23 protein-coding genes are annotated in these 26,106 nt (G+C 57.2%); 3 read left to right on the forward strand and 20 right to left on the reverse strand.

Translation table 11 applies throughout. The annotated features are described in order from the left end of the window. Positions 1-17: 17 nt before the first annotated feature. The 8 genes from DA915_RS25425 to DA915_RS25460 form a co-directional block, all read right to left on the reverse strand. Complete coding sequence (locus DA915_RS25425; protein WP_020809694.1) at positions 18-347, reverse strand: L-rhamnose mutarotase; 330 nt, start codon at positions 345-347, stop codon at positions 18-20. Between the two features lie 11 nt (positions 348-358). Further along, positions 359-1,492 carry a mannitol dehydrogenase family protein gene (locus DA915_RS25430; protein WP_107677680.1) on the reverse strand — a complete coding sequence of 378 codons (1,134 nt, stop codon included), beginning with the start codon at positions 1,490-1,492 and terminating at the stop codon, positions 359-361. Beyond that, entirely contained in the window at positions 1,489-2,499 is a 1,011-nt protein-coding gene (locus DA915_RS25435; protein ID WP_107677681.1) for a zinc-binding alcohol dehydrogenase family protein, read from the reverse strand. The genes DA915_RS25430 and DA915_RS25435 overlap by 4 nt, the downstream gene beginning before the upstream one ends. Before the next feature lie 3 nt (positions 2,500-2,502). Beyond that, positions 2,503-3,324 carry an amidohydrolase gene (locus DA915_RS25440; protein WP_107677682.1) on the reverse strand — a complete coding sequence of 274 codons (822 nt, stop codon included), beginning with the start codon at positions 3,322-3,324 and terminating at the stop codon, positions 2,503-2,505. A gap of 3 nt (positions 3,325-3,327) precedes the next feature. After that, positions 3,328-4,341: an aldo/keto reductase gene (locus DA915_RS25445; RefSeq protein ID WP_107677683.1), complete on the reverse strand. Its 1,014-nt coding sequence runs from the start codon at positions 4,339-4,341 to the stop codon at positions 3,328-3,330. Positions 4,342-4,438: 97 nt separating this feature from the next. After that, positions 4,439-5,380: an ABC transporter substrate-binding protein gene (locus DA915_RS25450; protein WP_003505310.1), complete on the reverse strand. Its 942-nt coding sequence runs from the start codon at positions 5,378-5,380 to the stop codon at positions 4,439-4,441. 75 nt (positions 5,381-5,455) lie between these two features. Then, the gene (locus DA915_RS25455; RefSeq protein ID WP_003505311.1) at positions 5,456-6,478 is read right to left on the reverse strand and encodes an ABC transporter permease; all 1,023 of its coding nucleotides are present in this window, start codon (positions 6,476-6,478) and stop codon (positions 5,456-5,458) included. A gap of 8 nt (positions 6,479-6,486) precedes the next feature. Continuing rightward, positions 6,487-8,052 (reverse strand): sugar ABC transporter ATP-binding protein, encoded by a 1,566-nt coding sequence (locus tag DA915_RS25460; RefSeq protein ID WP_192886662.1) that lies wholly within the window; start codon positions 8,050-8,052, stop codon positions 6,487-6,489. Between the two features lie 255 nt (positions 8,053-8,307). On the opposite strand from DA915_RS25460, the gene DA915_RS25465 reads away from it, so the two are divergent. Together DA915_RS25465 and DA915_RS25470 are read left to right on the forward strand one after the other, a co-directional pair. Continuing rightward, positions 8,308-9,000, forward strand: a complete 693-nt coding sequence (locus DA915_RS25465; protein ID WP_020809701.1) for a FadR/GntR family transcriptional regulator — start codon at positions 8,308-8,310, stop codon at positions 8,998-9,000. 44 nt (positions 9,001-9,044) lie between these two features. Beyond that, positions 9,045-10,577 (forward strand): UxaA family hydrolase, encoded by a 1,533-nt coding sequence (locus DA915_RS25470; RefSeq protein WP_107677684.1) that lies wholly within the window; start codon positions 9,045-9,047, stop codon positions 10,575-10,577. 84 nt (positions 10,578-10,661) lie between these two features. Here DA915_RS25470 and purH read toward each other — a convergent pair whose 3' ends face one another. The 4 genes from purH to htpX all read right to left on the reverse strand — a co-directional run bounded on the left by purH (position 10,662) and on the right by htpX (position 16,571). Beyond that, positions 10,662-12,278, reverse strand: coding sequence for a bifunctional phosphoribosylaminoimidazolecarboxamide formyltransferase/IMP cyclohydrolase (gene purH / locus DA915_RS25475; protein WP_107677685.1), 1,617 nt, complete (start codon positions 12,276-12,278; stop codon positions 10,662-10,664). A 152-nt stretch (positions 12,279-12,430) separates the two neighbouring features. Beyond that, positions 12,431-14,098 carry a heparinase II/III family protein gene (locus DA915_RS25480; protein WP_192886665.1) on the reverse strand — a complete coding sequence of 556 codons (1,668 nt, stop codon included), beginning with the start codon at positions 14,096-14,098 and terminating at the stop codon, positions 12,431-12,433. 125 nt (positions 14,099-14,223) lie between these two features. Then, positions 14,224-15,609: an RsmB/NOP family class I SAM-dependent RNA methyltransferase gene (locus DA915_RS25485; protein ID WP_107677686.1), complete on the reverse strand. Its 1,386-nt coding sequence runs from the start codon at positions 15,607-15,609 to the stop codon at positions 14,224-14,226. After that, on the reverse strand, positions 15,606-16,571 hold the full coding sequence (gene htpX / locus DA915_RS25490) for a zinc metalloprotease HtpX (RefSeq protein WP_099085787.1): 966 nt from the start codon (positions 16,569-16,571) through the stop codon (positions 15,606-15,608). The genes DA915_RS25485 and htpX overlap by 4 nt, the downstream gene beginning before the upstream one ends. Before the next feature lie 116 nt (positions 16,572-16,687). Between htpX and DA915_RS25495 the strand changes: the two genes are divergently transcribed. After that, positions 16,688-16,897, forward strand: coding sequence for a DUF1674 domain-containing protein (locus DA915_RS25495; protein WP_087745228.1), 210 nt, complete (start codon positions 16,688-16,690; stop codon positions 16,895-16,897). Positions 16,898-16,956: 59 nt separating this feature from the next. On the opposite strand, the gene DA915_RS25500 is transcribed toward DA915_RS25495, so the two are convergent. From DA915_RS25500 to hemE, 8 genes are all read right to left on the reverse strand, one after another. Further along, positions 16,957-17,838, reverse strand: a complete 882-nt coding sequence (locus tag DA915_RS25500) for a ParB/RepB/Spo0J family partition protein (RefSeq protein WP_107677687.1) — start codon at positions 17,836-17,838, stop codon at positions 16,957-16,959. A 30-nt stretch (positions 17,839-17,868) separates the two neighbouring features. Then, positions 17,869-18,663, reverse strand: a complete 795-nt coding sequence (locus DA915_RS25505) for a ParA family protein (RefSeq protein ID WP_003505322.1) — start codon at positions 18,661-18,663, stop codon at positions 17,869-17,871. A 19-nt stretch (positions 18,664-18,682) separates the two neighbouring features. Continuing rightward, positions 18,683-19,300: a 16S rRNA (guanine(527)-N(7))-methyltransferase RsmG gene (gene rsmG, locus DA915_RS25510; RefSeq protein WP_080866499.1), complete on the reverse strand. Its 618-nt coding sequence runs from the start codon at positions 19,298-19,300 to the stop codon at positions 18,683-18,685. Positions 19,301-19,311: 11 nt separating this feature from the next. Beyond that, on the reverse strand, positions 19,312-21,195 hold the full coding sequence (gene mnmG / locus DA915_RS25515; protein WP_107677688.1) for a tRNA uridine-5-carboxymethylaminomethyl(34) synthesis enzyme MnmG: 1,884 nt from the start codon (positions 21,193-21,195) through the stop codon (positions 19,312-19,314). A gap of 63 nt (positions 21,196-21,258) precedes the next feature. Next, positions 21,259-22,590, reverse strand: a complete 1,332-nt coding sequence (gene mnmE, locus DA915_RS25520) for a tRNA uridine-5-carboxymethylaminomethyl(34) synthesis GTPase MnmE (protein WP_192886663.1) — start codon at positions 22,588-22,590, stop codon at positions 21,259-21,261. 87 nt (positions 22,591-22,677) lie between these two features. Further along, complete coding sequence (gene rho / locus DA915_RS25525) at positions 22,678-23,943, reverse strand: transcription termination factor Rho (RefSeq protein ID WP_004444236.1); 1,266 nt, start codon at positions 23,941-23,943, stop codon at positions 22,678-22,680. Between the two features lie 185 nt (positions 23,944-24,128). After that, the gene (gene hemJ, locus DA915_RS25530) at positions 24,129-24,674 is read right to left on the reverse strand and encodes a protoporphyrinogen oxidase HemJ (RefSeq protein WP_020809711.1); all 546 of its coding nucleotides are present in this window, start codon (positions 24,672-24,674) and stop codon (positions 24,129-24,131) included. After that, the gene (gene hemE / locus DA915_RS25535) at positions 24,671-25,705 is read right to left on the reverse strand and encodes a uroporphyrinogen decarboxylase (protein ID WP_107677689.1); all 1,035 of its coding nucleotides are present in this window, start codon (positions 25,703-25,705) and stop codon (positions 24,671-24,673) included. Before hemE ends, hemJ begins: the two co-directional genes overlap by 4 nt. Positions 25,706-26,106: the final 401 nt, after the last annotated feature.

Genomic DNA, 26,106 nt, shown 5'->3' on the forward strand with positions numbered 1-26,106 from the left:
GTGTCAAAGGAAATCGTTCAATCGTGGTGGAAGGTCTCTTCCATCATCGCCCACCACTCGCCTTCCTTGCGGCTTTCGAGTGGTTGCTGGCAGGGAATCGTGAAGGACCACCATTCCTGGTTCTTGGGGCTTTCGGCCATCTTCGCCATGTCGGCGCTGATATCGGTGCCGTGATATTCCCAATAGCCGAAGAGCAGATTTTCCGGCTCGCGCAGGAAGATCGTGTAATTGCGGATATTGCAGTCGCTGATGAGCGCCAGAATTTCAGGCCAGACGGCGGCGTGCAGCCTTTTATATTCCGCGATCATGTCAGGTTTGACGCCTATGACCATGCCCATACGCTGCATGAAAAACTCCGTTATTGCTTGATGGTGGCGAGCGCAGCGCGCAGCTTTGTCTGCGGTAAGCTTAATCCCAGCCGTTCCGCCGCGGCAATGACCGAAGCGAAGCGGCGACGCTTCTTTTCGTCGTGGTTGCCGGCGATATCAGCCAGCCGATGCGCGAGAAAGGGATTGCGCAAACGCTCCCGCAACTGACCTACATAGGCCTGCGCTTCGTCTCCCATGCCTTCAGCCGCAAAGACCGGCAGAACCTCGTCCCGCCAGAGCGTCTCCAGATCCGCGACGAGAGCGTCGTCGGCCATTGCCTGACGCACCGTTTCGTCCTTCCCGCGCGCATCCTGCGTCCAGCGTTCCGCCAGATAGGAATGGCCGAGATTGAGCAAGAAAAGCTTCAGCTTTTCATAGTGATCGAGATCGTCCGTGAGCACCACGGCAGGGTGCGTGCAGGGAATGACAAGCCCGTCCTGCTTCTCGATCGCCCATAGCGCATAGGGCTCCGCCACCGCACCCACCGGATCGATAGGTTCGGAGACGATGCGATCCACCAGACTATTGGCGAAACGGCACTTCTCGTTCAGATAAAAGGCAAAACCCGCCGGCAATTGCCATTCATCGGCAAGCCGGCGAATGACCTCCTTCAGCCTTTCGCCGTTACGCGGCACAAGCTCACAGGGGAAGATGGACACGGTCGCTTCCGGATTGCTCTGAAAACGCTCCAGCAGCAACATGCAGAGTTTCGCCGGAAAGCTCTTCGGCACGATCGTAAAATCGCCAGCAAGCCCAGCATTGTCGGCCGAATCCAGCTCATAACCGCGGTCGCCCGTATTGGACAGAATGACCTCGGCCTCGCAGGCGAGGCGGCGCACTTCGGCCCAGTCGGTCGCAGCGGTCAGTGCCCGCGCGACAGCCCTGCCTTGAATTTCCTCGTCCACTTCATGCCCATCACGGATACCACGAATAAGCACGGGATAGGGCGCGCCGCTGTTCAGCGCCGCAACACGCTTCAGGCTCTCCGCATTGCCGGTCGTCTGGACAATCGCGATGCGCCCGAGCGCTTCGCCCTTGTCCAGCGCCTGCGAAACAAAGAGATCCGCATGCGCCAGGAGAAAGCGGCTGGTGCCAAATTGCAGGATGGGCGTATCGGACGTCATGCGACCTCCACCATGCCTTTGATCACTCCGGCCTTCGGATCGGTCAGGCCGGCGAATCTGGAGGGCACATCGGCAAGTGTCATGCGATGGGTGATCAGTGCCTCCGGCACCTTACCTTCCCGCAGCGCCTGCAGGACGCGCTCGAAATCTTGAGGCGTGGCATTGCGGCTGCCGAGCAGCGTCGTCTCACGCTTGTGGAACTCAGGATCGTTGAAGCTGATATCGCTGGCGACGATGGAGACCAGCACGTAGGAACCGCCATGGCCAACAAAGGAAAAGCCGCGCTCCATGGCTTTCGGATTGCCGGTCGCATCAAAGACCGCATCGAAGAAATCGCCGTCGGTGATTTCGGAAAGACGATCTTTGTCGCCTTCCCCGAGTGTCACCGTATGCGCAACGCCAAGATGCTCCTTGCAGAAATCCAGCCGGTCGGTACGCCCATCGATCATCGTCACTTCGCCACCATCGAGAACGGCGAAAACCGCAACGGCCATGCCGATCGGGCCGGCACCGACGATCAGAACCTTCTGCCCCTTCTCGACTGCGCCACGGCGCACCGCATGCGCACCAATAGCCAGAAATTCGGTCATCGCCGCCTGGTCGAGGCTTAGCCCCTCCGCCTTCAGTACAAATTGCTGCGGCACGCTCAGATATTCGACCATGCCGCCGTCACGATGAACGCCGAGCACACCGATATTGCGGCAGCAATTGCTCTTGCCCTTAAGGCAGGCGCTGCATTTGCCGCACGAGATATAGGGAATGACGGTGACCACGTCGCCCGCGGACAGATGGCTGCCTTGCGGCGCCTCTTCCACCGTGCCGGAAAGCTCATGGCCCATGATACGCGGATAGGAAAGATAAGGCTGGTTTCCGGTGAAGATGTGCAAATCCGTGCCGCAAACACCAATGCGGCGGATGCGCACCAGCACTTCACCTTCGCCACGCGCTGGTTTCGGCAGTTCCTTGGGGACGAGTTGACCTGGAGTTTCGCAGAAAATCGCCAGCATGCATCACCTGTGGGAAAGGGAATAAAAACGAATGGCGTTACCGCCAAAGACTGCCGCATGGTCCTCTGCCCGCACGATATCGCGGCAGAAATCCAGCCATGCCTGATAATCGCCGGCCAGCCGCAACACCGGCCAGTCACTGCCGAAAATCACGCGGCTACTGCCAAAGAGTTCCAGAATGGTCTCGGCATAGGGTCGCACGGCTTCCGGTCGCTGTTCACCGCGCTCGGTCAGCAGACCGGAGAGTTTGCAATGGACATTGGGAAGAGCAGCCAAAGCGGCCATATCCTTGCGCCAGTCGCTGTAGTGACCGGTGGCAATCAGGGGCTTCGCGCCATGGTCGATGACAACAGTCAACTGCGGATGACGGCAGGCGAACGACAGCAGATGCGGCAGATTGGGCGGCAGGACCAGCGCATCGAACGCCAGACCGTGCTTTACCAAAGCCGCCGCGGCTGGATCGAGTGCCGGATCATCGATCCAGGCAACATCCTCCATGCCCTGCAACATCGGACGCACAGCCTTGAAGGCCGGATGTTTTGCCCGGCGAGCAATTTCACTCGCCGCGTCGGGAGACTTCATGTCCACCCAGCCGACCACACCCTTGATGAAATCGGTCTTTTCCGCCAGTTCCAGCATGAAATCCGTGTCGGCCCGCGTCTCCATCGTCTGCACCAGCACGGTGCCGGAAACTCCGGCAGCGGCCAGCAAGGGCGACAGATCGGCGGGGAGAAAATCCCGATGGATGGCGGCGAGCGACGGCGGCGGCCATTGCCCGGCACGATCCTTCATCAGCCAGAAATGCTGGTGGGCGTCGATAATCATGCCTCAAGCCTTCCCGGCGGGCGTAGGCGCACCTTCGGCAATCAGGCCACGCCTGTGCAGCTCGGACCAGAACTCATCCGGGATCGACTGTTCGAACCATTCGATATTGGAAGCGAGCTGCTGCGCATTGCGCGCACCCGAAACAACAGTGACCGAAGCCGGATGGGCGAGCGGAAATTGCAATGCGGCGGCCTGCAGCGATACGCCGAGTTCCTCGCAAACACCCTGCAGCGCATCGACACGCGTGAGAATATCGGCAGGCGCGTCAGCATAATTGAATTTGCGGTTGCCAGCCAGAATACCGGAATTGAAAGCACCGGCGACAACGATACCGACGCCGCTTTCAGCGCAACGGTTCATGAAACCAAGGCTCTGCTGCTCCAGCAGCGTATAACGGCCAGCGAGCATGGCGACGTCGATGTCGAAGACATCCATCGCGTCGCTAACAATTTCCCACTCGTTGACGCCAAGGCCGATGGCCCCCGTCGATCCTTCCTCGCGCAGCTTGCCAAGCGCCCGGAAGCCGCCGCCCGTGGTCAACTGCTCCCAATAATGCTGGTGCTTTTCGCCATGGGTGTAGGAACCGATATCATGGACATAAAGAATATCCGGCTTCAGGACGCCTAGCCGCTGCTGGCTTGCCTCGAAGGAGCGCAGAATACCGTCATAGGAATAATCATAGACCGGGCGGAAGGGCAGGGGTGCTATATAGGCATCCTCCTCCGGACCGACGGTCTCGTCAGGAACCATCACACGGCCGACCTTGGTGCTGAGCGTATATTCGCTCCGGTCATGCTCCGTAACCATGGTGCCGAGACGACGCTCCGACCGCGTATAGCCATAAAACGGCGCGGTATCGAAATAACGCATGCCGCTTTCCCATGCCTTGTCGAACGCACCCTTGGACTCTTCATAGGGGGTGACGCGGTAGAGATTGCCCATCTGGGCGCAACCGAGGCCCATGACGGTGACGTCAACGGCGCGGTGCGGCAACTTACGTGTATCGGAGACTTTCATCGCAGGGACTTCCTGAATTTCTAGCTAGAGCGGGATGGTGAAAACCGCATCTCAAACAGGTAAGGCGCGCCGCCACAGGGCGGCGCGCCATCATGCATCAGTAAAGAACGTTCTTGGCTTCCGGCTTTTCGATATTGTCCTTGGTGACAACAACGACGCCGGTATCGACGAACTTCTCGACCTTTTCCTTGTTGATGAGCTTGGAAATGGTCTCTACGCCCTTTTCACCCATCTGGTAGGAACCCTGAACCACGATACCGCCCAGCGTGCCATCCTTGACGAAGCTCTGAAGGTCCTGATTGCCGTCGAAACCGATGGCGACGACCTTGCCGGCCTTGCCGCTCTGGGCGAGAGCGCGGCCAACGCCGATTGCCGTCGGCTCGTTAGCGCCGAAAATGCCCTTGAGGTCCGAATTGGCGGCCAGAACGTCGGTCGTCTGGTTCAGCGCGGTGGCCATCTGCGACTGCGAGTAGAACGGTCCGACAATCTTCAGATTGGAGTTCATCTGGATATAGTCGGTGAAACCGCCGACACGGCCGATTTCGGAACCGGCACCGGCGACATAGGACATGACGGCGATCTTGCCTTCCTTGCCCACCTTGTCGATCAGCGCCTGCGCTGCCAGTTCGCCGGCTTTCTTGTTATCGGTCGCCAGGAACGACTGGTAATATTGCTCCGAGCCCTTGGCGAGCTGCGAGTCGATCAGGACGACGGGAATACGGGCTTCCCAGGCCTTCTTGACGGCAGGCACCAGCGCGTCCGGATCGGAAGGTGCGAGAACAATACCAGCAACCTTACGGTTGATGGCGTTTTCAACCATGTTGACCTGGTCGGCAATCGCCGATTCAGCAGCCGGACCCTGGAAGGTCATGGTGTTGCCGGAAGAATTCTTCATCGCCGCGTCAGCGCCCTTCTGGACGTTCTGCCAGAAGGTGGAGTTGACGGTCTTGACGATGACGGCGATTTCACCGGCCTGCACGGTGGAAACGCTCCACAGCGCGATTGCGGATGTCAGAAGGGCAGTCGCAATTTTCTTCATTTCTTCCTCCGTGATGTCGGCATACCGGGCCTCCCCTGCCGATCTTTTTTGCGGAAAGGGTCCGCAGCCCTTTGATCAGCGGCGGTTGCGCAGCTGGTCGATCCAGACGGTGACCAGAATGACGAGGCCGATGATGATCTGTTGCGTGAAGGCGGAGACGCCATTCATATTGAGACCGTTGCGCAGGATGCCGATGACGAAGGCGCCGATGGCCGTACCGGAAATCGTGCCGACGCCGCCGATCAGCGATGTGCCGCCAATAACGGCGCTGGCAATCGCATCCAGCTCATACATCACGCCCTCATTCGGCTGGGCCGTGACAAGGCGCGACATCAGCACGCAGCCCGTTAGCCCGGCGAGCGTGCCGGACAGGATGTAGGTGAAATTGGTGACGCGGGCGACGTTGACACCGGAAAGGCGTGCAGCATCCGCATTGGAGCCCACGGCGTAGATGTGGCGGCCGAGGATCGAGCGGTTGAGCATGAAGGAAACCGCAAGCGCGATTACCACCATCAGGATGACAGGGTAAGGAATGCCGGGGAAAACGACATTCGGAAAGCCGTCGTCACCGATATTGACGATGCGGAAGAGAGCGCCGTTACCGAGTTCGCCGAAGGATTCGCCAAGGCCCGAAACAGCGCGCGCACCGGTGATCTGCAGCGCCACGCCGCGCGCGATCAGCATCATGCCGAGAGTGGCGATAAAGGGCGGTAGCTTAAAACGCGTGACCAAAAGGCCGTTGATGAAACCACAGAGCGATCCCGTCAGAATGCCGAGCAGCATGCCGATCGGCACCGGCATGCCGAGTTCCTTCACCGCCAGGGCGGCAACCACACCGGCGAGCGCCAGCACCGAACCGACAGAAAGATCGATGCCGCCGGTGATGATGACGCAGGTGGCACCAATGCCGAGCAGAGCGATGGACGTGACCTGCAACGCAATCGTCATGCCGTTATTGACGGTGAAGAAGGCGCTGCTGGTGGCGGAGAAGACCGCGACGAGGGCGAACAGGCTGCCGAGCGCAGCAAACTTCTGGATGATGTCCTTCTGGCGGTCGCTGACAGCAAAGCTCTTCTTGGGTTCTGCAATATTGGCCATGTCGTTCCTCACTGCGCGGCCCGGCCGTAACCGGACGCATACCGCATGATTTCTTCCTGATTGGTCTTGGCGGTTTCGAGTACGCCCGTGATGCGGCCCTGATGGAAGACCGCGATGCGATCCGTCAGCCCCAGAATTTCCGGCAATTCCGAACTGATGAGAACGACGCCGATGCCCTGTGCGGCCAGTTCGTCCATGATCTTGTAGATCGCGAATTTCGCGCCGACATCGATGCCGCGTGTCGGCTCATCGAAGAACAGCACGCGCGACTGGCGGAACAGCCATTTGCCGATGATGATTTTCTGCTGATTGCCACCCGAAAGCAGCCGCACCGTCTGATCGATCGAAGGGGTGCGGATATTCAGAAGGTCGACGTAGCGCTTGGCGACGTCGTCGTGCTTCTTGAAGTCGATCAGCCCGAAACGGTTGGAAACCTCGCCGAGATTGGCAAGCGTCGTATTGGCCGCCACCGACATCTTGATGGCGAGGCCATCGCTTTTGCGGTCTTCCGAGAGATAGGCAATACCTTCTTCGATCGCGTCTTGTGGCGAGTTGATCGAAAGCTCGCGCCCATTGAAGGTGATTTTGCCGGCATCAAGCGGATCGGCCCCGAAGATCGCCCGCGCGACTTCCGTTCGTCCCGCGCCCATAAGTCCGGCAAAACCGAGGATTTCACCGCGCCGCAGTGAAAAGCTCACATCGCTGAACACGCCATTGCGGGCCAGACCTTCAACGGAGAAGATGACGTCTTCCGTCGGGCGCGATGTGCGCTCGGGGAATTTGTCTTCCAGTGAACGCCCGACCATGCGGGTGACGATGTCATCGACGGTAATCGAGGCGAAATCGTCGGTCGAAATATAACGTCCGTCACGCAGGACCGTCACACGGTCGACGATCTCGGCCATTTCATCGAGACGATGGGAAATGTAAACGATGCCGACGCCGGAGGCCTTGAGGTCCCGGATAACCTTGAAAAGAAGGCGGGTTTCCTGCTCGGTCAGCGAAGAGGTCGGCTCATCCATGATGAGCACTTCCGCATCAAGCGACAGCGCCTTGGCAATCTCCACCATCTGACATTGGGCGACGGAGAGGCCACGGACCATCTGGTCGGGGTTGATATCAACACCCAGCCGGTCGAGACAGCGCTTGGCGTCGAGACGCAGCTTCTTGCGGTCAACGAGGAAACCGCGACGCGGTTCGCGCGCAAGATAGATGTTCTCGGCAACGGAAAGATGCGGAACGAGGTTGAGTTCCTGGTGAATGATGGCGATGCCGGCGGCTTCGGATTCCAGCGGTGATGCATATTGCACCTTCACGCCCTTGTGCAGGATCGTGCCGTCGCTCGGCTGATAAACGCCGCTGATGATTTTCATCAGCGTCGATTTTCCCGCACCATTCTCACCGCAGACGGCATGCACTTCACCGCCGCGCAAATCAAAATGCACGTTGGACAGCGCTTTGACGCCCGGAAATTCCTTGCTGATATTGTCGAGACGCAGAAGGGCCGAACGCTCCGCGCGCGCCATCTCCTCAGGCGAAAAATAGCCCCGAATTGTCGATGCGCCCTGCGACATCTGGAAACCTCCCACCCGTATCCCCGCTCCACCGGGGTTCATGAACAGGTCAAATGGTTAGGCCGATTTTTCAGAATGGTCAAGCCAATTAGGTCAAAATTTGCTATCCTGCATCCGAAGCGGAAACAGAGTATCGAAATCATATCGGTAATAAGCATGTATTTTCATGTGATTAAGTAATTCCTTGCGCATTGATACGCTTGGCGTTACGGTAAGGCCAAATACGGATTGCAGATAGGGCTCGTCGGAAAACACATGAGTGGTCAGGCCAAAATAGCGGAACCGCGCAGGCTTTATCAGCAGATTGCGGACCAGATACGTGAACTCATCGATATAGGTGAATTCCTACCCGGTACGCGGCTTCCCGCCGAACGGGAACTGGCCCAGAAGCTCGGTGTATCAAGGCCTTCGTTGCGCGAGGCGCTGATTGCGCTTGAAATCGACAACACCGTCGAGATTCGCATGGGTTCCGGCGTCTATGTGTCGGCGGAAGCTCTGCAGACGACCCATCATACCAAATCGCTTGGCGACAGCCCCTCCGAACTGATGCAGGCGCGGGCCGCGCTGGAGGGCGCGACCATCGTGCTGGCGGCAAGCCGGATGACCGATGAGACGATCGCGACCCTCCGCCAGATACTCAACACCATGCAAAGGGAAATCGAGGCCGGTCGCAAACCTCTGGATCAGGACCGGCTGTTTCACGTCACCATAGCCGAGCAATCCGGTAACAGCGTTCTGGCCCGAATGGTGGCGAACCTCTTCGATGAGCGCCACAGCCCAATTTCGGCCCAGCTTCGCGTGAAATTTGAAGACCGCGATACCTGGACCCATGCGCTTCAGGAACATGAAGCCATTCTGGCGGCGCTTGAACTTAAAGACCCGCTGCTGGCGCAGGCGGCCATGCATACCCATCTGGAAGGTTCGAAGAGACGCTGGGTGGAAAGCTGATTTTGAAACATAGCAGGCAATATATACCGGGAGGAGGATAACCCGTGAGTGAGAATTCCGAGGCGACCATTTTGCTGAACGCCAACGACAATGTCGCGGTGGCGCGTCGGTCCATTCCGGCCGGCGGCGCAACGGGCAGGGGAGATCTGGCGGCGCTCGAGCTGATCGGGCGCGGGCATAAGGTGGCCCTCAAACTCATCAAATCCGGAGACGAGGTGCTGAAATACGGACAGGTGATCGGCATCGCCACACAGGATATCGAGCCCGGCCGGCATGTTCACCTGCACAATCTTGCCATGGTGCCGTCCGAACACGCCCATCAGTTCAGTGTCGATATTGAAGAAAAGGGCATGCTGCCGGAAGCCGAGCGCCGGACGTTCAAGGGGTATGACCGCGGCCTCGGTGGCGTCGGAACGAGAAACTATATCGGCGTCATCGCTTCGGTGAACTGTTCCGCCACGGTATCGCGTTACATCGCTGATTATTTCAACAAGCAGGGCGGCCTTGATGGTTTCGACAATGTCGATGGCGTCGTGGCGCTGACCCATGGGGGCGGCTGTGCGCTGAACACAAAATCGGAAGGTTACCGCCTGCTGATCCGCACCATTCAGGGTTATGCCCGTCATCCCAACTTCGGCGGCATTCTGCTGATCGGCCTCGGCTGTGAAACCAACCAGATCGCCCCCATCCTCGAACATTACAAGATGGAAGAGGGTGAGCGGCTGCGCACCATGACGATCCAGCAGCATGGCGGCACCCGCAAGACGATCGATGCGGCGATTGCCGAGATCAAGGCCATGCTGCCAATGGTCAACGCCGCCAGCCGCACCGAGCAATCGCTCTCCAAGCTGAAGGTGGCGCTGGAATGTGGTGGTTCGGATGGTTACTCCGGCATTTCCGCCAACCCGGCCCTGGGTTATGCCTCCGACCTCATCGTCCGCAACGGCGGCACCACAGTCCTCTCCGAAACGCCGGAGATTTACGGCGCCGAGCATCTGTTGACGAAGCGCGCAGTCACCCCTGCTGTGGCCGAGAAGCTCTTGCAGCGTATCGACTGGTGGCGGGATTATACCGCCAGGAACGGTGACGAACTAAACAACAACCCTTCCCACGGCAACAAGCTTGGCGGCCTGACCACCATTCTGGAAAAATCACTCGGCGCAGTCGCAAAGGGCGGCTCCATGCCGCTGAAGGCAGTTTATGAATTTGCCGAGACCGTGACGGAGCAGGGTTTCGTCTTCATGGATACACCAGGCTATGATCCCGTTGCCGTCACCGGCCAGGTCGCGGGCGGCTGCAACGTCATCTGTTTCACCACCGGCCGCGGCTCGGTCTCGGGCTTCAAGCCGGCTCCCTGCATCAAGATCGCCACCAATTCCGAAATGTATGAACACATGAAGGAAGACATGGATATCAATTGCGGCGAGATCGTCACCGGCAACGAAACCATCGAAGAATCCGGCAAACGAATTTTCGAGCATATTCTGGCCGTCGCATCCGGCGACAAGACCGTCAGCGAGATTTACGACTACGGCGACAACGAATTTGTGCCGTGGCAGGTTGGGGCTGTGACCTGAACCTGCGACACCAGACTGTCCCACGTGAAACAAAAGGCCCGGAAATCACTTTCCGGGCCTTTGTCATTTCTGCCTGTTCCGCACTTAGTGGCGGAAGTGACGCATGCCGGTAAAGACCATTGCCACATTGTGCTCGTTCGCAGCGTCGATCACTTCCTGATCGCGCATGGAGCCACCGGGCTGGATAACAGCGGTAGCACCTGCGGCGATCGCGGCGAGCAGACCGTCAGCAAAGGGATAAAATGCTTCCGAAGCGACGGCAGAGCCGCGTGTCAGCGGCTCGGAAAGACCAAGAGCCTTGGCGGCATCTTCCGCCTTCTGGGCGGCAATGCGGGCGGAATCCACACGGCTCATCTGGCCGGCACCGATGCCTGCGGTCTGCCCGTCCTTGGCATAGATAACGGCGTTGGACTTCACGTGCTTGGCGATCTTGAAGGCGAACTTCATGTCTTCAAGCTCCTGCGCCGTTGGCGCACGCTTGGTAACAACCTTGAGATCCAGGTCTTCGACCATGCCATTGTCGCGGCTCTGCACCAGCAGGCCACCCGAAACGGTCTTCGCCGTAATCCCGGCCGCGCGCGGATCAGGCAGACCGCCAGCGGTCAGCAGGCGCAGGTTCGGCTTGCGGGCGATGATGGACTTGGCTTCTTCCGTCACGTCAGGTGCGATGATGACTTCCGTGAAGAGCTTGACGATCTCTTCTGCCGTTTCCGCATCTAGCGTGCGATTCAAGGCGATGACACCGCCAAAGGCGGAAACGGAATCACATGCCAGCGCGCGCCGATAGGCTTCGGCAAGCGTCGGGCCGGTCGCAACGCCACAGGGATTGGCGTGCTTGATGATGGCAACGGCCGGCGCGTTTTCCGGCAGGAATTCCGCCACAAGCTCGTAAGCTGCGTCGGTATCATTGATGTTGTTGTAGGAAAGCTGTTTGCCCTGAAGCAGAGTGGCGGTCGCCACGCCAGGGCGCTTTTCGCCCGTCAAGTAGAAGCCGGCGCTCTGATGCGGGTTTTCGCCATAGCGCATCTTTTCCTTCAGCACGCCGCCGATGGCGCGGTAATCCGGCGTCTCGATCGCGAGCGCCTGGGCAAACCAGTTGGAAATCACCGCGTCATAGGCAGCCGTGCGGGCATAGGCCTTGGCGGCAAAACGCTGGCGTAGCGCATAGGAGGTCTGGCCGTCATCAGCCTGCAGGGCTTCAACCAGGTCAGGGTAATCGGACGGATCGGTAACAACAGTGACATAGGCATGGTTCTTGGCGGAAGCGCGGATCATTGCCGGGCCACCAATATCGATGTTTTCGACCGTCGTCGGATAATCGCCGCCCTTGGCGCGAACTTCCTCGAAGGGATAGAGATTGATGACCGAGAGATCGATCGCCTCGATGCCGTGCGCCTTCATCGCCTCGACATGCTCCGCGTCATCCCTGATAGCCAGCAGCCCACCATGGACATTGGGGTGCAGAGTCTTGACGCGGCCGTCCATGATCTCAGGAAAATTCGTCACGTCGGAGACATCCGTCACCGGCAGGCCTGCTTCCGCAATGGCTTTCGCCGTACCACCGGTCGACAGGAGCTTGACGCCAAGCTTCGACAGAACCGTCGCCAGCTCTATAATGTCAGTCTTGTCAGACACGGAAAGAAGCGCCGTGCGGATTTTGACCTTGTCGGGGGCGGGGATTTTCTTGGACACGACGGCCATCAGGCATACTCCGTTAAACGGGGAGGACAGGCTGGAATGGGATTGATCCAGCAATTGCCGCCGCGTTAACACAGCTTACCGGATTAATAAACAGCGGGGATGCTGAACGGCGTAAACTATGGCGGTTTTTGCCCCGCGCCGCCGGAAATTTCCTAGGCCTGGCGTTCAATCAGCCAGCGGATTTCCCGCGTATTCGCAAGATTGAAGGGGAGCTCGATTTGTTGCGACGGGCGCATACCGGACGCATCGGCCATAAACACATCCTCGGTGACGAAAAGCTCCAGCCCGGGTGCCGAAAACAGCCAGACGGTTCCATCCGCCGCCTCCAGGTAGACCGACTCTTCGTCCCGCTGATGCAGCTGAATGTGAGGATGAATGTGGAAACGCGAAACCGCGGAGATCGACTGCAATTGCGTTTTTGCGGCATTCTCATCAGCCCGAAGCAGATCCCGGCCTTTTATCTTGGTGCCGGCCGCATTCAATTCTATTTCCCGCTCATGATAGCAGCCGAAATTCTGCAAATAACCGTCATGAGACGCCCACAGGATGTCATTGCCGTTTGCGTCCGTTCCACGTCGGCTGTCAACCTGGCTGACACCTGATACCATGATCGGACCAAGCAGCCTCGAGCGCGACAGTCTGCAGGATGATGTATCCGCAAGCGTGACAGTGGAATGCGCGGCCGTCGAACGGCTGGCCCGCTGATATTCCGGCGCGGCATTGCGCGGAAAACCGGAATTGACGATGAAGCGGTTCTTGCCACAGGACATTTCAAACGAAAGGCAACCCGAATGGGCATTGCGTGAAAGCTCCGCCGAACCGGGATACCCTGTATCGACGATGATGACCGTATCGTCCGTCGCAAGCCGGTGATAGTTCACATCCGGCAGGACTTTGGAGGGCCTGCCAGCCGTTTCGTCGTAGCGCAGCACGGAAACAAGCTCATTGGCCAGTGTGGCCGTGGCGCCGTTGAACAGCGCGAGATCGCCGCCCTGATGCCGGAAGAACCGGATCGCCGGAAACATGCGGTCTATCGCCGGCACCAGACCGGAGGGCAGATCATGGCCCAGATTGATATAACTTTGTCGCAGCGGCAGGAGATCGAGCAGCAAATCCAGCATGACCCGTGGGTTGCGGGAAACATGCCCGCCATCTGGCAGAATCTGGCGTTCCATTTCCTGAGCCAGCTTCATTCCGTTCCGGTTGATGCGCGACAGGCGGGTAGGCATGGCGATAGAGGCCATGGCAAGCGCGATCCTAACCCTCAGCCGCGCTTCGCCGTCAGGCGCATGTCTGACGATTCTTTCGAGATACCGCACATGAAAGGCAAGGCTTTTCAGAAAACGGCGATAAAAACCGGCATCAGCCTCGTATAAAACCACGGGAGAGTGCGAGAGCCAGGCTATCAACCTCTGCGCCGCGATTTCCGGCGACCAGGCGATACCCGCAAGCCGTCTGCCATGGAGCACCATCCATTCGGCGACGATGCGGCGAGCCCGCTTGCAGGCCTCGCTCGATTTATCGGAACGAATATGCCGCAGCCAAGTGAATGCATGCAGCCGTTCTTCAAAAACCGCCGAGGGGTAGTCCACCTGAAAGGGCGAAGCTCCGCCGGTTTCGACGACACGCCCGGCCAACGCGATGCGGCCCCGCAACAATTCCTCGGCGAAATAGGGATCGATCGCTCTGAGATCGGTCGGCGCCGCCACCAGACCATCGGGCACACGATTGGCAAATCGCGACACATGCAGGCGCAAGGGCGTAAGGCCGACACACAAATGACGATACGCCATCCGCGAAAGAAGACCGGCGGCATTCATGCTGCCTGCAAAGGACCCTAACAAGCTGTGTTTCCCGTTTCACATGTTTTGTTTTTATCAGTGAACCGCGACGACCGGAACGTTTTCGATAAATATCTAATGATTCGCGAGAGCTTGGCTTTTTTCTACTTCTTACGCAAGACACTGCTAAAAAACCCATCGACGCCGCCGAACATATCAGGCGTCGTACGAAGATCGCCATCGGCGCTGATAGCCGCTTCCATTCCGGGCCAATCCTCGCGGCGGACGGCAACACGCTCCACGCCGGGAATTTCCGCCAGAACCTCGGCAATCATCTCTTCCCCTTCGGAAGGATCAAGCGAGCAATTGGAGAAGACCACGAGACCGCCGGGACGAACAAGGGTCAGCGCCTGCCGCAGCATCTGGCCCTGAAGAGCGGCCAATTTGGCGATATCGTTCTCATCCTTAGTCCAGCAGACATCAGGATGTTTGCGAAGTGTCCCGGTGGAAGAACATGGCGCATCAAGGAGAACCGCGTCAAAAAGCTGTTCCGGCTGGTACTTCAGCATATTCGCCTCCACCGTCTCGGCATTTAGGCCAAGTCGATCGAGATTTTCCCTGAGGCGACGAAGACGGTTGCCGGACTGATCCAGCGCCGTCACCCTGGCGCCCGCCAGCGCAAGCTGGGCGGTCTTGCCGCCCGGGGCCGCGCAGAGATCGGCGACACGCTTGCCGGAGATATCGCCCAGTAACCTGACAGGCATGCTCGCCGCAAGATCCTGCACCCACCATGCACCCTCGGCAAAACCCTCGAGCGATGGGATTTGTCCCTCGAATTCACCCAGTCGCACGCTGCCGTTCGGCATGAGCGTACCGCCCAGTTTCTCCGCCCAAAGAGCGGGATCCGCCTTGATCGTGAGATCAATGGAGGAGGGTGTCAGCTGCGCCTGCGAAATCCTTTGAGCTGCCTCATTTCCGTAAGCCGAAACAAGCCGCGCATAGAACCAGTCCGGCAGCACGGGAACATCGGCGACAGCCTTTTCGATCTCCGCTTTTTCACGACCGAGCCTTCTGAGAACGGCATTCACCAGCTTGACGAAACGCTTGTTGCGCGGATCGCGGTGAGCCTGCTCCACGGCGAGGTCGACAGCGGAATGATCCGGCACATCGAGGTAGAGCATCTGGGCTGCACCGACGACAAGGACGTGGTGCAGCGATCGCGCGCCCTGCGGCAACGGCCCATCGAGCAGCATCGACAATGCCGTTTCAATCCGGGGCAGGTGGCGAAGCGCGCTGTTGACGATGGCCCTTACCAGCGCCCGGTCGGCAAGCGACAGGGCTCGATAGACGGGATTGCCGTTTTCGCTATCAAGCATCCCGTCCAGCGAGGTCTTCTTTTCCAGAACGGCCGCCAGAATGCGGGTGGCGGCAATGCGCGCGGCAAGGCCTGGCTTATCCTGGAAAGACGAAGGGCCGTCTTCACGGCCCCCACCATTCGCCGGTCTCGGTTTTCTGGACCGCGCCGGCTTATTCTGAATATCGGATGTCAAGACCACGGCCCCTTGCGCTCGTTTTCATTGCCTCGTCCCCAGCCTGTTTTGGGGACGGAACCTGATTTGCGCAGAGGTCTATCACCCGATGACGGCGGCGTCGATCCTCGCGGAGAAAACTCCTGCGCCATGGCGTGCAGCGCCGCCACGCGGTTTTCCGTGTTCGGATGCGTGGAAAAGAGATTGTCCATGCGCTCGCCGGAAAGCGGATTGATGATGAACATATGCGCCGTCGCCGGGTTGCGCTCGGCATCATCATTGTGAATGCGCTGCGCCATGCCCGAAATCTTCTGCAGGGCGGAGGCAAGCCAGAGCGGGTTGCCACAGATTTCCGCGCCGCGGCGGTCGGCGGAATATTCACGCGTGCGGCTGATCGCCATCTGCACCAGCATTGCCGCCAGCGGCGCGACAATCATCGCAACCAGCACACCGATAAAGCCCAACGGGTTGTTGTTGTTCTCCCGGTTGCCGCCGAAGAAGAAGGCAAAATTGCCGAGCATGGAAATGGCACCCGCCAGCGTGGCGGTGATTGTCATGGTCAGCGTATCCCGGTTCTGCACATGTGCGAGTTCATGCGCCATGACACCGGCCACTTCCTCAGGGGTCAAGCGCTCCAGCAACCCGGTCGAAGCCGCAACAGCGGCGTTCTGCGGATTTCGTCCAGTCGCGAAGGCATTGGGCTGCGGGCTGTCGTAAATATAGACCTTTGGCATTGGCAGACCGGCATTCTGCGACAGATCGCGGATCATATGAAAAAACTCGGGCGCATTGGCCTCATCAATCTCCCGCGCATGATAGGCGGAGAGGACCATCTTGTCAGAATTCCAGTAGGAGAAAAGATTCATACCGGCCGCAATAAGCAGCGCAATCATCATGCCGCCCTTGCCGCCAATCAGAAAACCGACACCCATGAACAATGCGGTCATGAAGGCCAGAAGCATTGCCGTGCGCATCATGTTCATCCGTTAAACTCTCCTTCTCACTCACCGGGAATATTCCGGGGTTTATAAAGCCCATCAGATTATATAATCTGGTAAGCGGCAAACGTATTTCAATATCCCGTCATAGGGAGGATTTCATGCAGAATGCGGATAATGACAATGCCACGGACGGCGCGGAAAGGCCCAAGCAGCTTTCGCCGGCGGCGCAACGGGCTTTGAAGGAAGCAGAAGAACGGCGCAGACAACAGGCCGATCTTCAATTGCCGCCGGAAACCGGCGGTCGCGGTGGCGCTGAACCCGTGCGTTTCGGTGATTACGAAATAAAAGGCCGGGCCATCGATTTTTGAGCCCACAAATAAAAATACCCGCCTTTGGCGGGTATTTTATAATTAAAAACAATTAGTTACTACTTCTGATCCAGAAGGCGGCATACCGCTTCAAGCTGTTCCAACGTCCGGTAACCGATGCGGATTTGCCCGGATCCACCTTTGTGGCTGATCTTCACATCGAGTCCGAGAGCATCGGACAGGCTGCGTTCGAGCGCGATCGTGTCGGAATCTTTTTCCGCAGCAGGTCGCTTCTCCGCTACATCACCCTGCGACTTGATATCGTTCTGCGCCAGGCGCTCGGCATCACGCACCGAAAGTCCCTTGGACACGATTGTTTTGGCAAGCGTCGCCGGATCGGATGTGGAAACAAGCGCACGCGCGTGACCTGCGGAAAGCGAACCATCCGCCAGCATATCACGTACCGGATCTGGAAGCTTGAGAAGCCGAAGGCTATTGGCAACGTGGCTTCGGCTCTTGCCGATGATTTCGCCGAGATCATTTTGCGTATAGCCGTGTTCGGCGATCAGCTGTTCATATCCCATCGCTTCTTCGAGCGGATTGAGGTCTGAACGCTGTACGTTTTCGACAATCGCCAATTCCAGCGCCGTGCGATCATCCACGTCGCGAACGATGACAGGGACATCGGCAAAGCCCGCCAGCTGCGCCGCGCGCCAGCGTCTTTCACCCGCAATAATCTCGTAGCGGTTGACTCCAACCGTTCTCACGACCACAGGCTGAACAATTCCGTGCTGACGAATGGAGGCGGCCAGATCCTGCAGCTCATTCTCATCGAAATGACGACGGGGGTTTCTCTGGCTGCGAGCGATGAATTCGATCGGAATGGTACGGTCAGCATTAACAGCGCGCTGAGGCTCACCCACCGGCACTGGTTGATCCATTTCTCCGATCAATGCAGCAAGACCGCGCCCCAGCCGACGCTTGGAAAGATCATCACTCATAAGATATTACTCCATACATTCCGGCAAACGTCAGGCGGCTTTACGCAGACGCTCTCTCTGGATCACTTCCGACGCCAGCTGCAAATAGGCCTGGCTGCCGGCGCATTTCAGATCGTAAAGAATTGCCGGTTTACCATAAGAAGGCGCTTCGGAAACACGCACGTTGCGTGGAATGAGCGTGTGGTAAACCTTTTCTCCAAGATGCGTGCGTACATCTGACACAACCTGTTGCGCAAGATTGTTCCGCGCATCGAACATCGTCAGAACGATGCCCTGTATATCAAGCTGCGGATTGACAGACCCGCGAATCTGACTGACCGTGTCCAGCAGCTGACTAAGGCCCTCCAGCGCAAAGAACTCGCATTGCAGCGGCACGAGTACAGAATGCGCCGCCGTCATGGCATTCATGGTCAGAAGATTGAAAGAAGGGGGGCAATCAACGAGAATATAGGAATAGCCTCTGGCTTCCTGTGTTTCCATGGCTGCGCGCAACAGAAAAACGCGGTTGGAAACATTCGCGACCTGCATCTCGAAACCGAGCAGATCCATTGTGGAGGGCACAATATCAAGATTAGGAACTGCCGTGGGAACAGCGACTTCCGCGACTCCATGATCTCCCACCAGAAGATCATAAGACGAAAGCTTGCGCTCCTTGCGGTCGATTCCAAGGCCGGTACTCGCATTACCCTGCGGATCCAGATCCACGATCAGCACCCGCTCACCAATAGCCGCCAGCGCGGTAGCCAGATTAATGGCGGTGGTTGTTTTACCAACGCCGCCTTTCTGGTTAGCAACTGCGATAATCCGGTTTTTTTCAAAAGTCATACCGCACCTGGCCAGTTCGTCAGCGCCTCAAAACGAGGTTGCTGATTTCAAGAACAACAGAATCTGCCTCAATGGCACTCTGATGTTTTACCAGATCAAACTCCCAGCGACCATGTGCTTTCTGCACTTCGGAATCATAATCCCGGCCTTTATTAAAATAGGCCTTCAGATTTGGATTATTCCGCGCCCAGGGGTGAATATAATCGAAAAGCAGGTCCAGTTCGGCGAGCGCGCGCGCTGAAACGGCGTCGCAATTCTTGATGACTTCGGGTGCCCTCTCGATTCTGACAGGATGTACCGCACCTCTTGCACCGGTTTCCTTCAGTGCAATTCGCAGGAATGCCGCTTTTTTATTGTTGCTTTCAACGAGATCGACCCAGCCATCGCCAAGCTCAGCCAGAAAAATTGCAGTGACGACGCCAGGGAATCCGCCGCCGCTTCCAAGATCAATCCAGTTTTTTGGCCGAGGGGAGAGCTGAAATATCTGCGCGCTGTCGGCGACATGCCGGCTCCAAAGCTCGGTGAGAGTGGAGGGCGCGACCAGATTTGTGGTTCTGTTCCACTTCTTAAAAAGCTCGACAAAATGTTCGAGCCTCTCCTGTGTTTCACGTGAAACACTCTGGCCGTTTATCTTCATAATCCGACTCGCTATTGGTGCATGCGCAATTTTTCATTTCGCGTTGCGGAGTCCTTCCGCAGAAGCGCGAGCAGCAGCGATATCGCAGCCGGTGTCATGCCGTCAACACGAGCGGCCTGCGCAATATTTTCGGGACGGGCTTTTTCCAGCTTTTGTTTAAGCTCATTGGAGAGGCCGGAGAGGTCCTTAAAGTCGAAATCGTCGGGAATTTTCCTGTCTTCATCCCGTTTGATATCAACGATATCAGCGCTCTGCCTCTGCATATAGACCGCATAGCTCGCTTCGATCTGCAAGACTTCGGCGACTTTCCTGTCAAGCGCGCCCAATTCAGGCCAATGTCCGGTGAGGGTCTCCAACGTCATATCAGGATAGGCAAGTAATTCATAAACGGAACGGCGCTGGCCGTCCTGATTGAGTTTCAATCCCTGTTTTGCCGCCTGGGACGGACTGATGGAGATTGCCTTCATCAACTCACGACCACGATCCAGATCGGAAATGAAATTTGCAAAGCGTTCCTGCCGCTCACGACCGACAATGCCCACCATCTGGCCGACCGGTGTAAGTCGCAGATCCGCATTATCCACGCGCAGCGAGAGGCGATACTCCGCTCTTGATGTAAACATCCGGTAGGGTTCACTGACACCCTTTGACGTCAGGTCATCGATCATGACACCGATATAGGACTCGGTGCGGCTGAAATAGACTGGATCAGCATCGCCCGCATAAAGCGAAGCGTTCAGACCGGCCACGAGACCCTGGGCACCCGCTTCTTCATAACCGGTCGTGCCGTTGATCTGGCCGGCAAGAAACAGCCCCGGAATCTTGCGGCATTCCAGAGACGGCTTCAGCTCGCGCGGATCGACATAATCATATTCGATCGCATAACCAGGCTGGAGAATTGTAACCTGTTCAAGCCCGGGTATCGTCCTGATAAATTGCTCCTGCACGGAAGCGGGCAGGGAAGTCGATATGCCGTTCGGATAGATGGTGTGATCATCAAGGCCTTCCGGCTCAAGAAATATCTGGTGGCCGTCCCGCTCGCCGAAACGGGTTATCTTGTCTTCGATTGACGGGCAATAACGCGGACCAACCCCTTCGATCTGACCGGAGTACATTGCCGATAGATGAATATTGTCCTTGATAATATTGTGACCAGCCGGCGTGGTGCGAGTGACGCCACATTCGATCTGGGGATTAACAATACGATCCGTCATGAAGGAAAACGGTACGGGATCCTCATCAGCCGCTTGGCGATCCACCGCATTCCAGTCAATCGTACGTCCGTCCAGTCGGGCAGGGGTCCCTGTTTTCAGACGACCCATAACAAGACCGAGCCGCGAGAGCGTGTCCGAGAGACCTAGAGACGGCATTTCTCCTACGCGGCCCGCCGGAATCTTTTCGGAACCGATATGAATGAGACCACGCAGGAAGGTGCCGCTCGTCAGCACGACGGCGCCACAAGGAATCCGGCTACCGTTTTTCATGATGACCGCCGCGACCCGATTATCGGCCATTTCAATATCGAAAGCATCGCCCTCAATAATCGTCAGGTTTTCAATCGCATCGATTTCACGCTGCATCGCCTCGCGATAAAGCCGTCGATCAGCCTGTGTGCGCGGCCCGCGAACAGCGGGACCCTTCTTGCGATTGAGCATGCGGAACTGAATACCCGCCGCATCGGCAACGCGACCCATCAAACCATCCAGCGCATCGATCTCACGAACGAGATGCCCCTTGCCGAGGCCGCCAATAGCGGGGTTGCAGGACATGACGCCAATCGTCTCGCGCTTGTGGGTCACAAGGGCGGTCTTTGCACCGTGCCTTGCAGCCGCGGCGGCGGCTTCGCTACCCGCGTGACCACCACCAATAACAATGACATCGAATGACTGGTGCATATCCTTGCGCCCTGTTCCGTCAGCGTCAACATCACGGTCTCAGCCGCCGATGTTTCACGTGAATCATTTTCCTATGCAGAATTCCGAGAAGATCACGCCCAGCAAATCTTCCACATCAACACGGCCGGTGATCCGTCCGAGCGATGTGGCGGCGAGCCTCAAATATTCCGACCTTATAGCAAGGTCTGGGGTCGCGGAATTGAGCGCATCACTAACATAGTTCAGCGTCTCTTCAAGTCGTTTTTTATGACGGGCACGGGCAGGAACCAAAGTCTGGCCGACACCGACGCGCTTTTCTATTTCCCGCTTAAGCACCGAACGCAATTCGTTGAGGCCTATCCCTTCTTTGGCTGAGATAGACAAATCAAATTCATCGTCCAATATAGCGGAATGGAGTGCGGTTTTTGTTCTCACCCGCAGATAGCTCTGATTTTTGAATGATTCGAGAGATTGTTTCGGGATCGAATCATTATCTTGCAGCAGCAGAATAAGATCTGCCGTTTCAGCCGTCAGAACCGCACGCCGCACGCCTTCCAGTTCCACGATATCCTTTGTTTCCCGTATTCCTGCCGTATCAAATATCCTGACCAGATATCCTTCCAGATTGATATCGACACTCAAGACATCTCTCGTCGTGCCGGCAATGTCGGTAACGATCGCAACGTCTCGGCCGCTCAGGGCGTTCAAGAGGGTGGATTTACCCGCGTTCGGTTCGCCAACGAGCGCAACCTTGAACCCGTCACGGATGATTTCACCACTTCCGCCTCCCTGGAGATGATCACGGATTTCCTCGCGCAACTGCACCATTGCATCCCAAACCTGTTCAGCCACCGAATCCGGAACATCCTCCTCGTCAGCAAAATCCAGTTCCGCTTCGATGAGGGCACGAGCACGCGTCAGGCGGCTGGCCCAGCCATCATAGAGTGCCGATAATTTGCCGGTGCTCTGTTCCACCGCCAGCCGCCGCTGCATTTCCGTTTCGGCCTGCAACAGGTCTGCCAGACCTTCGACCTCAAGGAGGTCCATCTTCCCGTTCTCGAAGGCTCTACGGGAAAATTCGCCAGCGTCAGCGGGCCGAAATCCACTGAGGTTTTCGAGTTCGGTAAAAATCGAAGCCATAACCGCGCGACTGCCGTGGCTATGAATTTCGACGCAATCCTCACCGGTGAAAGAATTTGGCGCTGGAAAAGCAATTACCAGCGCCTGGTCGATCACCTCATTGTTTCGATTCCGAATCGAGCAGAGCGTGGTCTTTCGTGGTGATGGAAGTTCCCGACCCGTCAGCATCTTCAAGGCATCAAAAGCCCCCGACCCGCTGATCCTGAGAACAGCGACGCCAGCAGGCAAGGCACCGCTGGAAAGCGCATAGATCGTATCGGCGGAAGCTGGCATCATTTACCTCGGTCTAAAACAGTCAAGCCGCATCCGAGTGAACGGATACGGCTTTACAGATCTTATGATGAATCCGGCTAAAAGTTCGGATCAGGTATTCATTGATTCGAAGAAATCCGAATTGTTCTTTGTCTGCTTCAGCTTGTCGATCAGGAACTCGATGGCGTCCATCGTTCCCATCGGCGCGAGAATGCGGCGAAGAACGAAAATCTTTTGCAGATCCTGGCGCGGCACCAGCAGGTCTTCCTTACGCGTACCGGATTTGAGAATATCCAGAGCCGGGAAGATACGCTTGTCGGCAACCTTGCGGTCAAGCACGATTTCCGAGTTGCCGGTACCCTTGAACTCTTCGAAGATGACTTCGTCCATACGGCTGCCGGTATCGATCAGCGCCGTGGCGATAATCGTCAGCGAACCGCCTTCCTCGATATTACGAGCAGCGCCGAAGAAACGCTTCGGGCGCTGCAGGGCGTTGGCATCCACACCACCGGTCAGGACCTTGCCGGAGGAGGGAACGACGGTGTTGTAGGCGCGGCCAAGACGGGTGATGGAATCGAGCAAGATGACAACGTCGCGGCCGTGTTCGACCAGGCGCTTCGCCTTTTCGATGACCATCTCAGCGACCTGCACGTGACGGACAGCCGGCTCGTCAAAGGTAGAGGAAACAACCTCGCCCTTCACGGAACGCTGCATGTCGGTCACTTCCTCCGGACGCTCATCGATCAGGAGAACGATCAGGTAGCATTCCGGATGGTTTGCCGTGATGGAGTGGGCGATGTTCTGCAGCAGAACCGTCTTACCGGTGCGCGGCGGCGCCACGATCAATCCGCGCTGGCCCTTGCCGAGCGGCGCGACGAGATCGATCACACGCGACGACAGGTCCTTCGAGGTCGGAACATCCAGTTCCATTTTGAAGCGCTCATTCGGGTAGAGCGGCGTCAGATTGTCGAAGTGAACCTTGTGGCGGATCTTTTCAGGATCGTCGAAATTGATCGTGTTGACCTTGAGAAGTGCGAAATAACGCTCGCCTTCCTTGGGGCCGCGGATCGGGCCTTCAACGGTATCACCGGTCTTCAGCGAGAACCGGCGGATCTGCGAGGGCGAAATATAGATATCGTCCGGACCGGGCAGATAGTTTGCGTTTGCGGACCGCAGGAATCCGAACCCGTCCTGCAGGACTTCAACGACGCCTTCGCCGATTATTTCGATGTCCTGGCTCGCGAGAACCTTGAGGATTGCGAACATAAGCTCCTGCTTGCGCATGGTGCTCGCATTTTCAACTTCCAGGGATTCAGCAAAAGTCAGCAAGTCGGTAGGCGATTTGCTCTTAAGTTCCTGAAGCTTCATTTCAGCCATGAAGGAAAGACCGTTTGATAATGTAATTTGGGGGAGGGCGTGTTCGCGAATCAGATGCTGAGGGAGACACCGCAGATGACTGAATAATTCACATGCCACGAAGATGAGTGGTCCGAAAATAGCGATTGAACACGGCCGCTGCAAGAGGAAAGCACGAATTCCGCGAAATTTATCGTCGCACCGTCTTAACCGAAGGGTTTCACAACCACAAGTATGACAATCAGGATCATCAGCAGGGTCGGAACTTCATTCATCAACCGCCAGTGACGGGCAGGTCTTGTATTTTCATCCCGCGCAAAACGCTTCGCACTGCGGGTGAAATAAACATGCGTCGCTGTCAAAAGCACCACCAGCCCGATTTTTGCATGCAGCCAGCCGCCGGAAAAACCATAAACCGACCATGCGAGATAAAGCCCCAATATCCAGGAAATCATCATCGCCGGGTTCATGATGACCTTGATCAGCCGCTGCTCCATGACCTTGAAGGTTTCGGATTGCTGCGAACCGACAGGTGCATCGGTGTGGTAGATGAAAAGCCGCGGCAGGTAAAAAATCGCCGCCATCCAGGAAATCACGGCGATGATATGCAGCGCCTTGACCCACAGATAGAGATCGGCCGGATCAGCATAAAATAACAGGGCGACGAAAGCGGCAAAGACACCAAGTGCAATGCCGGCGCGCAGAGCCGCGCGATTGCCGGAACGGGCGGAGGTTTGTTTTTCATCACTCATGCCCCGGCTCCACCGCCGCGCACGCGCTGCACCAGCCGGGTGACGTTTTCCGGGTCAGCCTGCGGGGTAATGCCATGGCCTAGATTGAAGATCAGCGGACCCTGTCCCAGCGCCTGCAAAACAGCGTCGATGCCATCCTGCAAGGCCTTGCCGCCCGCTACCATCAGCATGGGATCCAGATTGCCCTGCACCGGGCCTTCCTTCTGCAAGTCCCTGGCAAAACCGAGCGGCACCGACCAGTCGAGCCCGATGGCGTCAGCGCCCGTCTTGCGACGATAATCTTTGAGAAGATAACCGGCCCCTTTGGCGAAAGCGATGATCTTTGCCGAGGGCCGACGGGCACGCACCGATGCGATAATGCGGGCAACCGGCTTTATCGCATAATCCTCGAATTCCTTCTCACCGAGCACACCGGCCCAGGAATCGAATATCTGCACCGCATCGGCGCCGGCATCGATCTGCGCCACCAGATAATCAGCGGAAACATCGGCAAGAAAAGCCAGCAGCTTTTCCATGGCGGCCGGCTCCTGATAACCGAACAGCCGCGCCGGAGCCTGATCCGGTGTTCCGTGTCCCGCGATCATGTAGGTCGCAACCGTCCAAGGCGCGCCGCAAAAGCCAAGAAGCGTCGTTTCATCCGGCAAGGTCTTACGCAAACGGGAAACGGTTTCGAAAACGGGCGAAAGATGCGCCATGACATTTGCGGCATCCAGCTTCTCGATACCACCGACATTGATCGGGTCCATGGCAGGACCCTTGCCTTCGCTGAAGGAGACGTTGCGGTGAAGCGCGTCGGGTATCACCAGAATATCGGAAAAGAGAATTGCGGCATCCAGCCCGAACCGACGAATGGGCTGGAGAGTGACCTCCGTTGCCAGCTCGGGGTTATAACAGAGATCGAGGAAACTTCCGGCACTCTTCCGCGTTTCCCGATACTCGGGAAGATAGCGCCCAGCCTGTCGCATCAGCCAAATGGGCGGCGGCGTGACCGTCTGCCCGTTCAACACCGTCATAACCTTGCGTTCGCTCATGGCACCTAGCTTCTAAAAAATAAAATCAAAGAGATTTAAAAGATTTTCTATTTCTTAGAGTCTGTGAGTAGCAAGGATTAAAATCATTCCAGTCGAAATGCCGCAGTTGCAAGGTCCATCAGGTACCTGAGGATATTGTCGATGTGCTTGTTCGTAGATAATTCGGAAAACGACAATTTACTAAATTATTTCATTTAGTTACCGCCGAACCAGAAAACCGCATATCTGTGGATAATCTGGGGAGAATTTTTGAACAACTCCACATTCTTCAAATAATTCACAGGCGCGCCGGCGATGATTGAAGCCACTTGCGGATTGTGGAAAAACACCACTTTATTCACGGCGCGGTTCGGCCCGCAGGGCAATTCGGGGATTTGTCCCGGTTTATCAACAGCGGGAGA

The organism is Agrobacterium sp. LAD9, from assembly GCF_003031125.1.
GTDB classification, from domain to species: domain Bacteria; phylum Pseudomonadota; class Alphaproteobacteria; order Rhizobiales; family Rhizobiaceae; genus Agrobacterium; species Agrobacterium radiobacter.